The sequence below is a fragment of the Falsiroseomonas sp. RANM36 genome (assembly GCF_056682175.1).
Genome location: NZ_JBWXTD010000003.1, coordinates 1,626,437 through 1,632,648, shown reverse-complemented (window position 1 = coordinate 1,632,648; position 6,212 = coordinate 1,626,437). Strand labels below are relative to the sequence as shown.

Below are 6,212 nucleotides of genomic sequence, written 5' to 3'. Positions count from 1 at the left end.
CGCCGAGCTCGCCGCCATAGACCGCACCGACAAGGCGGCCGCGTCCGAGAAGCTGCAGGACGTGCTGAAGTCCGGCTGACCCCCGTGCGGCCGCGGGGGGTGCCCGCAACCCCCGGGGGGGGCCAAGCGCCGGGGCCGGCGCCCGGTGCCCGGCCCCTGCCCCACCGGGCGGTCGCGGCCGACTCGGCCGCCGGCCTCCCGCCCACGGCCATAGGCGCCGCGGTCGCGCACCACGGTGCTGCGGCTGACCGTGCGCAGGCGAACGCCGAGCGCGCGAAAGCCTTCCTCGATCTTGCGTTCCTTCACCAGCACCAGGGCGGTGCCGGAGCTGCCCGCGCGGCTCGCCTCGGCCTCCGCCTGGCGCGCGCTTTCCCGCCGGTGGGCGCCGAGCTCCTCGAGCCGGGCGGCGATGCGGTCCGCATAGCCGATCCGAAAACTGCGCAGCACGGCCTGCGGCGCAGCCCGCGACCGCACGTAGTCCGGGCTGTTGCGGAAACGGGCTTCCTCGTAGCTCAGCGCGCCGGCGATCACCTGCATCAGGTATTCGGCCATCTGCACGTCCGGCTCCAGGCCGAAGATCACGTAGTCGGCGCGGCCGACCGTCCAGCCGCGGCATTCGGTGAAGCGCAGCAGCGCCGGGAACAGCCAGCCCATCGCCTGGCGGCGCGGATCGTCGAACACCAGCACGCGCTGCACGCAGGCTTCCTCGCGCAGCTCGACCTCGCCCATCGAGAGGCCATAGACCTCCAGCAACTCGCCCACCTTGGCGGCGGCGGCCATCGCCTCGGCCTCGGAGCAGCCGCGCTCCACGGTGCGCGCCGCCAGCGCCCGGATGCGGGCCTTCACCTTCGCCAGTTCGGTCTGCCGGTCCATGGCGGGCGTCTAGCACGGGCGCGCCCGTTGACAGCAGGGGGCGCCTGGCGATGCTCGGCGGCATGAGCGGCACCCTTCCCATCCTGATCGCCGGCGGCGGCATCGGCGGCCTGGCGGCCGCGCTCGGCCTCGCCAAGCAGGGCTTCGCGGTGCAGGTGCTGGAGAAGGCGGCCGCGCTCGGCGAGGTGGGCGCCGGCATCCAGCTCGGCCCCAACGCCTTCCACGCCTTCGATGCGCTCGGCGTCGGCGACACGGCGCGCGCCATGGCGATCTATGTGGACAGCCTGCGCCTGATGGATGCGCTGACCGCCGAGGAGATCTGCCACATCGACCTCGGCGACGACTTTCGCGCGCGCTTCGGCAACCCCTATGCCGTGATCCATCGCGGCGACCTGCATGGCGTGTTCCTGCAGGCCTGCCGCGCGCATCCGCGCATCGCGCTGCGCACCAGCGCGGAGGTGGTGCGCTACGACCAGGATGGCGGCGGCGTCACGGCCTTCCTGCCGGATGGGGAGGCCATGCGGGGCAGCGCGCTGATCGGCGCGGACGGGCTGTGGTCGAACGTACGCCGGCAGGTGGTGGGCGATGGCCGGCCGCGCGTCTCGGGGCACACCACCTATCGCAGCGTGATCCCGACCGAGCACATGCCGGAGCATCTGCGCTGGAACGCCGCGACGCTGTGGGCCGGGCCGAAATGCCACATCGTCCATTACCCGCTGCAGGGCTGGAAGACCTTCAACCTGGTCGTCACCTACCACAACGACGCGCCGGAGCCCGTCGCCGGCAAGCCGGTGAGCGAGGCGGAAGTCTTCGCCGGCTTCCAGCACGTGCATCCCACCGCGCAATCCATCATCCGCCACGGCCGCGACTGGAAGCTGTGGGTGCTGTGCGACCGCGATCCGGTGGAGAGCTGGGTGGACGGGCGCGTCGCGCTGCTCGGCGACGCGGCGCATCCGATGCTGCAATACATGGCGCAGGGCGCCTGCATGGCGATGGAGGATGCGGTGTGCCTGGCGCAGGCGATGGCGGCGCATCAGGGCGACGCCGAGCGCGCGCTGCCGGCCTACAACGCAGAGCGCGCGCTGCGCACCGCGCGGGTGCAGCTGCAGTCGCGCGCGATCGGAGAGCATGTCTATCACCCGGCGGGCGCGCATGCGGCGCTGCGCAACGCGATCATGCGCGCGAAGTCGCAGGCGGAATGGCGGGAGACGCTGGCCTGGCTCTATGGCGGGACCGCCGCAGCGGCGCGCGGCTGAGCGGCACGTCGTCGGCGGCTATGGGACCGACGCGGCCTCCGGCACGGTGAACCAGGCCTCGAAGGCGGCGAAGGTCGCGACGGCGCCCGCGATCATCGCGGCGCAGGAGGCGGCCTCGACGCCGCAGCGCTCGATCGCGGCACAGCAGTCGCGCCACATCGCGCCATGCTGCTCGCCATGGCCGAGCAGGAAGCGACGCCCCGACCCGCCCGCAGGCAGCACGCCGTCCAGCGCGCGCGCCAATTGCCGCCCGCCGAGCGTCGCGCCTTCCGCGACATAGAGCGCGCCCATCGCCTCGGCCGGGCCGCTGATCTCCGGCAGGGGCGCAAGCGGCACCACGTCGGCGGCGCCGAGCCAATCCAGGTCCGCACGCAGCTGATGGCTGCGGCGACGCGCCGCAAGGTCGATGCCGAACGCCTCCAGGCCCGCGACCGCATCGAGGCGCGATTCCAGCGCCGCGTGGAAGCCGAGCATGCGGCGGAGCAGCGCGGCATAGTCCGGCAGCGCGATGCGGCCCTCGGCGAGCGCGACGAAGGCGGGCAGCGCGTGCAGGCGCCGATGCGCCGGATCGGTGGCGGCGCGGAGCGCCGCGCGCGCCGCGCCCTCCATGCTCAATCCTCGTCCCGTCTCTCGGGGCGGGGCGCCTCGATCTGCCGCGCCAGGCTCTCCAGCATGTCGGTGGTGCGCGCGACGGAAGCGCGGACGCTCTCCAGCATCTCCGGCATGCGGGACAGCTCGACGCCCTCGGCGATCTCCAGCGCGGCAAGCTGGGCGTTCTCCACCAGCGAGGCGAGGATCGCCTGGAACACCAGGTCGGCATGGCGATCGAGCCAGCCGGCGCGGGTGCGGTGGCTTTCCGCGATCACTTCCTGGAACCGGCGTCGCGCCGCATCCGCCGCCTTGCGCTCGACCAGGTCGTTCATCAGCACGACGAAGCCGAGCAGGCGGTCGGGCGCCGAATGCACCGGGTCGGCGCGCACCAGGATCGGCCGGCCGGAGCCCTCGTCATCGGCCAGCCGCACCTCCCCGCTCCAGGACTGGCGGCTCTCCAGCAGGTCGTGCAGGCGGCGGCGGAACTCGCCGGGGCTGGCGAAATACGGGGCGAGCTCCTCGATGTTGCGCGGCGGCGCGCCCTTCAGGCCGGGCAGCAGCTTCTCCATCGCCTCGTTCGCGAGCACGATCGCGCCGCGCCCGTCGCAGATCGCGACCGGCTGCACGGAGGCGGCGACCTGGCGGCGCACCTGCGCCAGCTGGTCCTCTGCGATCAGCATGCGCACGGAGCGGAACTGGATGATGACGTCGCCGACAGAATCGCCGATCAGCCGTGCCGTCGCGAGCTCCTTCTGGCTCCAGGGCTCGCAACTGCCTTCGACCAGCTGCTGCCACTTCGCGAAGGAATGACGCGGGCTGAGGCCGCGCTGGCCGTCCACCACCTCGACCGGCTTGTTCGGGTCGCCGCCCCAGACCACGGTGCGCAGCTGTTCGGGGCGGAACCACACCAGGTATTCGCCGGGCATCGCGGAGACCGGCACGGCAAGGACGCCGGCCGCGATCGGCGTGAGCGCGGCGAGCGCGGGCGCATCCGTGCGCAGCGAGCTGGTGGCGATGACGCCGCCGCGCGGGCGCGTGTCGAGCCAGGCGCCGATCTCGCGCAGCGAATCGGTCGCCGGCACGTCGCCCATTGTCTGCACGCCGCCTTCGAACAGCAGCGCGGCGCCGGTCGCGCCGAGCGGCTGCAGCAGCGTCGCCGGGTTGTCGAACAGCGCGTCGCGCCAGTCGCCCTTGCGGGAGATCGCCTCGACCAGGCGCTGCTCCAGCCGGCGGGCGGAGAGCTCGGCCTGCGCCTCCACGAAGGCTTCCAGCGCAGCCATGCGGGTGCTCAGCGCCTCCGCCAGCAGGGCGCAGGCGGAGCGCACGGTCACCGGCACGCGCCGCGGCGTCTCGTGATGGCAGGCAACCAGGCCGCGCAGCCGGCCGCCCACCATGATGGAGCACACCATGGTGCCGCGCACGCCCATGTTCTTGAGATACTGCACATGCACCGGAGAGATGCTGCGCAGCATGCAGTGCGACATGTCCAGGTGATCGCCGCTCAATGGATTGAGGCGGGGCTCCAGCGGCACCGGCGTGTAGTGCGCGTCCACCACCACGCGCAGCGGGTTCCGCTCATACAGGCGGCGGGCGATCTGCGGGATGTCGGAGGCCGGGTAGTGATTGCCGAGCAACGGCTCCAGGTCCGACCGCCGGTCCTCGGCGAAGACCTCGCCATGCCCGCCCTCGGCGAACTGATAGACCATCACCCGGTCGTGGCCGGCGATCTCGCGGAACACCCGCGCCGCCTGCTCGCAGAGCGGGCGCAGGGCGTAGCAGGACAGGAAGGATTGCAGCGCCGCCTCGACCCGGCGGGCGATGTCGGGCTGCGGCTGGGCGGGTTCGAGCTCGATCACCAGGCCGCCGCCCGGCGGGCGGTGCATCAGCGCGTCGAATTCCTCGCCCGATGCGCCGGCGGTGGCGCGGAAGACGACCGGCGGGCCGTCCAGCGATTCCAGCATGCGCGGCAGCACCGCCGCCGCCAGGTCGCCGCCCAGCTCGCGCAGGCGGCGCCCGAGCACGGCCGGCTGCCCGAGCATCGCCGCCGCATTGGCCGAGGCCTGCATGACCACGCCATCGGCTTCCCGCACGACCAGCAGCAGCCCATGCGGCTGGATCGAGCCGGGCTGGTGGATGGGCTCCCGCTCGCAGCCCGAGGTGTCGAGCTGCGCCGGCGCGGGGGACACCGCGGCGGCGTCGCGGCCGGCGTCGCTCATCCCGCCGGCTCCTCCTCGGAGTCGCGGGGATCGTGCAGGCCGTAGCGCTCGAGCTTGGCGTAGAGGCTCTGGCGGCTGAGGCCGAGCGCATCGGCCGCGGCGGTGCGGTTGCCGCCGGCGCGGTGCAGCGCCTGATCGATGCGCGCGCGCTCCACCAGCGCGGCGGTGTTGCGCACCAGAACGGGCAGCGGCAGCCGGCCCATGTCGCGCAGCACCTCCGCGATGGCGGCGTGCAGCTCGCTCGTTTCGTCGCGCGGCCGCCGGCCGATGTCGCGCACCAGCAGGCCGATGGCCGGCGGACCGCCGGCGGTGCTGGCGGTGCCGGAGATCTCCACCTCCACCTCGCTGCCAAGCAGGCCGGTGAGGGTGGTCTTGAACAGCCTTGCTTCGCCATGCGCGTCGAGCGTGCGCATCAGCACCGCCGCGTCGCGCCCCGGCGTGGCGAGCCAGCGGCCGAGCGGCTCGCCCAGGACCGTGGTCTCGGTGGCGCATTGCACGAGGTCGAGGAAGGCGCGGTTGGCACGCCGCACGCGGCCTTCGGCATCCGCCACGATGAAGCCGTCGGGCAGGCCTTCCAGCAGTTCGTCGGTGCGCGGCGGCACCGCGCGCGGCAGGCCCCTTCCGGGTTCCGGCATCGCGGGGGCGAGCTGGATCAGCAGCACCGGCTCCGGCTCCCGCGCCATCAGGGAGACGCGCAGCAGCCACGGCGCCGCCGCCGCGCCGATATGCAACAGGACGCCGGGCGTCCGGCCATGCTCGCGCGCCCGTCCCAGCACCTCGCGGAAGGCGGTGCGGTCGCGCGGCGCGATCTCCTGGGCGAAATCCCAGCCCGGCGCCATGCCGAGTTCGCGGATCGCGGCCGGATTCGCCTCGATCACGCGGAGATCGCCGGCGGCGACGATCAGCACCGCCTCCGACGAGGCATCGAAAAGCAGGCGCGAGCGCATCTCGATTTCGCGCAGCTTCCAGTAGTCCTGCTCGCGTGCCTGCTGCGCCGCGACCAGGCGCGACTGCAGCTCCTGCACGGCCTGCAGGCTCTTGCCCACCGCCATCAGCCCGGCCTGCGCGCCGAGCCGCACGGTGGTGTACTCGATCGGCACCTCGATGCCGGAGGGGAAGCGCTGCGTCACCTGCAGGAAGGCCGAGACGCCGCGGGCGCGCGCATCCTCGACCATCCGGCGGACCTGGTCGCCGGCCCGCGCCCCCCCCCGCGCCCGCCCCGGCCCCGCCCCCCCCCCCGCCCGGGCGGGCCGCCGGCGGGCCGCCGCCCCCACAC

General features: G+C 73.6%; 5 protein-coding genes. 1 reads left to right on the top strand and 4 read right to left on the bottom strand.

Annotation, left to right across the window (positions count from 1 at the left end; genetic code table 11):
• Positions 1–873 (bottom strand): DUF7168 domain-containing protein (locus AC1MIR_RS12745; RefSeq protein WP_480028523.1); only part of this gene is annotated, 873 nt, incomplete at its 3' end.
• A 62-nt stretch (positions 874–935) separates the two neighbouring features.
• Between AC1MIR_RS12745 and AC1MIR_RS12740 the strand changes: the two genes are divergently transcribed.
• Positions 936–2,129 (top strand): 3-hydroxybenzoate 6-monooxygenase, encoded by a 1,194-nt coding sequence (locus AC1MIR_RS12740; RefSeq protein WP_480028522.1) that lies wholly within the window; start codon positions 936–938, stop codon positions 2,127–2,129.
• 18 nt (positions 2,130–2,147) lie between these two features.
• Here the strand turns inward: AC1MIR_RS12740 and AC1MIR_RS12735 are convergent, their stop codons facing one another.
• From AC1MIR_RS12735 to ppsR, 3 genes are all read right to left on the bottom strand, one after another.
• Complete coding sequence (locus AC1MIR_RS12735; RefSeq protein WP_480028521.1) at positions 2,148–2,738, bottom strand: biliverdin-producing heme oxygenase; 591 nt, start codon at positions 2,736–2,738, stop codon at positions 2,148–2,150.
• Between the two features lie 2 nt (positions 2,739–2,740).
• A complete protein-coding gene (locus AC1MIR_RS12730; protein ID WP_480028520.1) occupies positions 2,741–4,936 on the bottom strand; it encodes a GAF domain-containing protein in 2,196 nt (731 codons plus the stop codon).
• The coding region (gene ppsR, locus AC1MIR_RS12725; RefSeq protein WP_480028519.1) for a transcriptional regulator PpsR at positions 4,933–6,212 on the bottom strand (1,280 nt) is incomplete at its 5' end. The genes ppsR and AC1MIR_RS12730, both read right to left, overlap by 4 nt.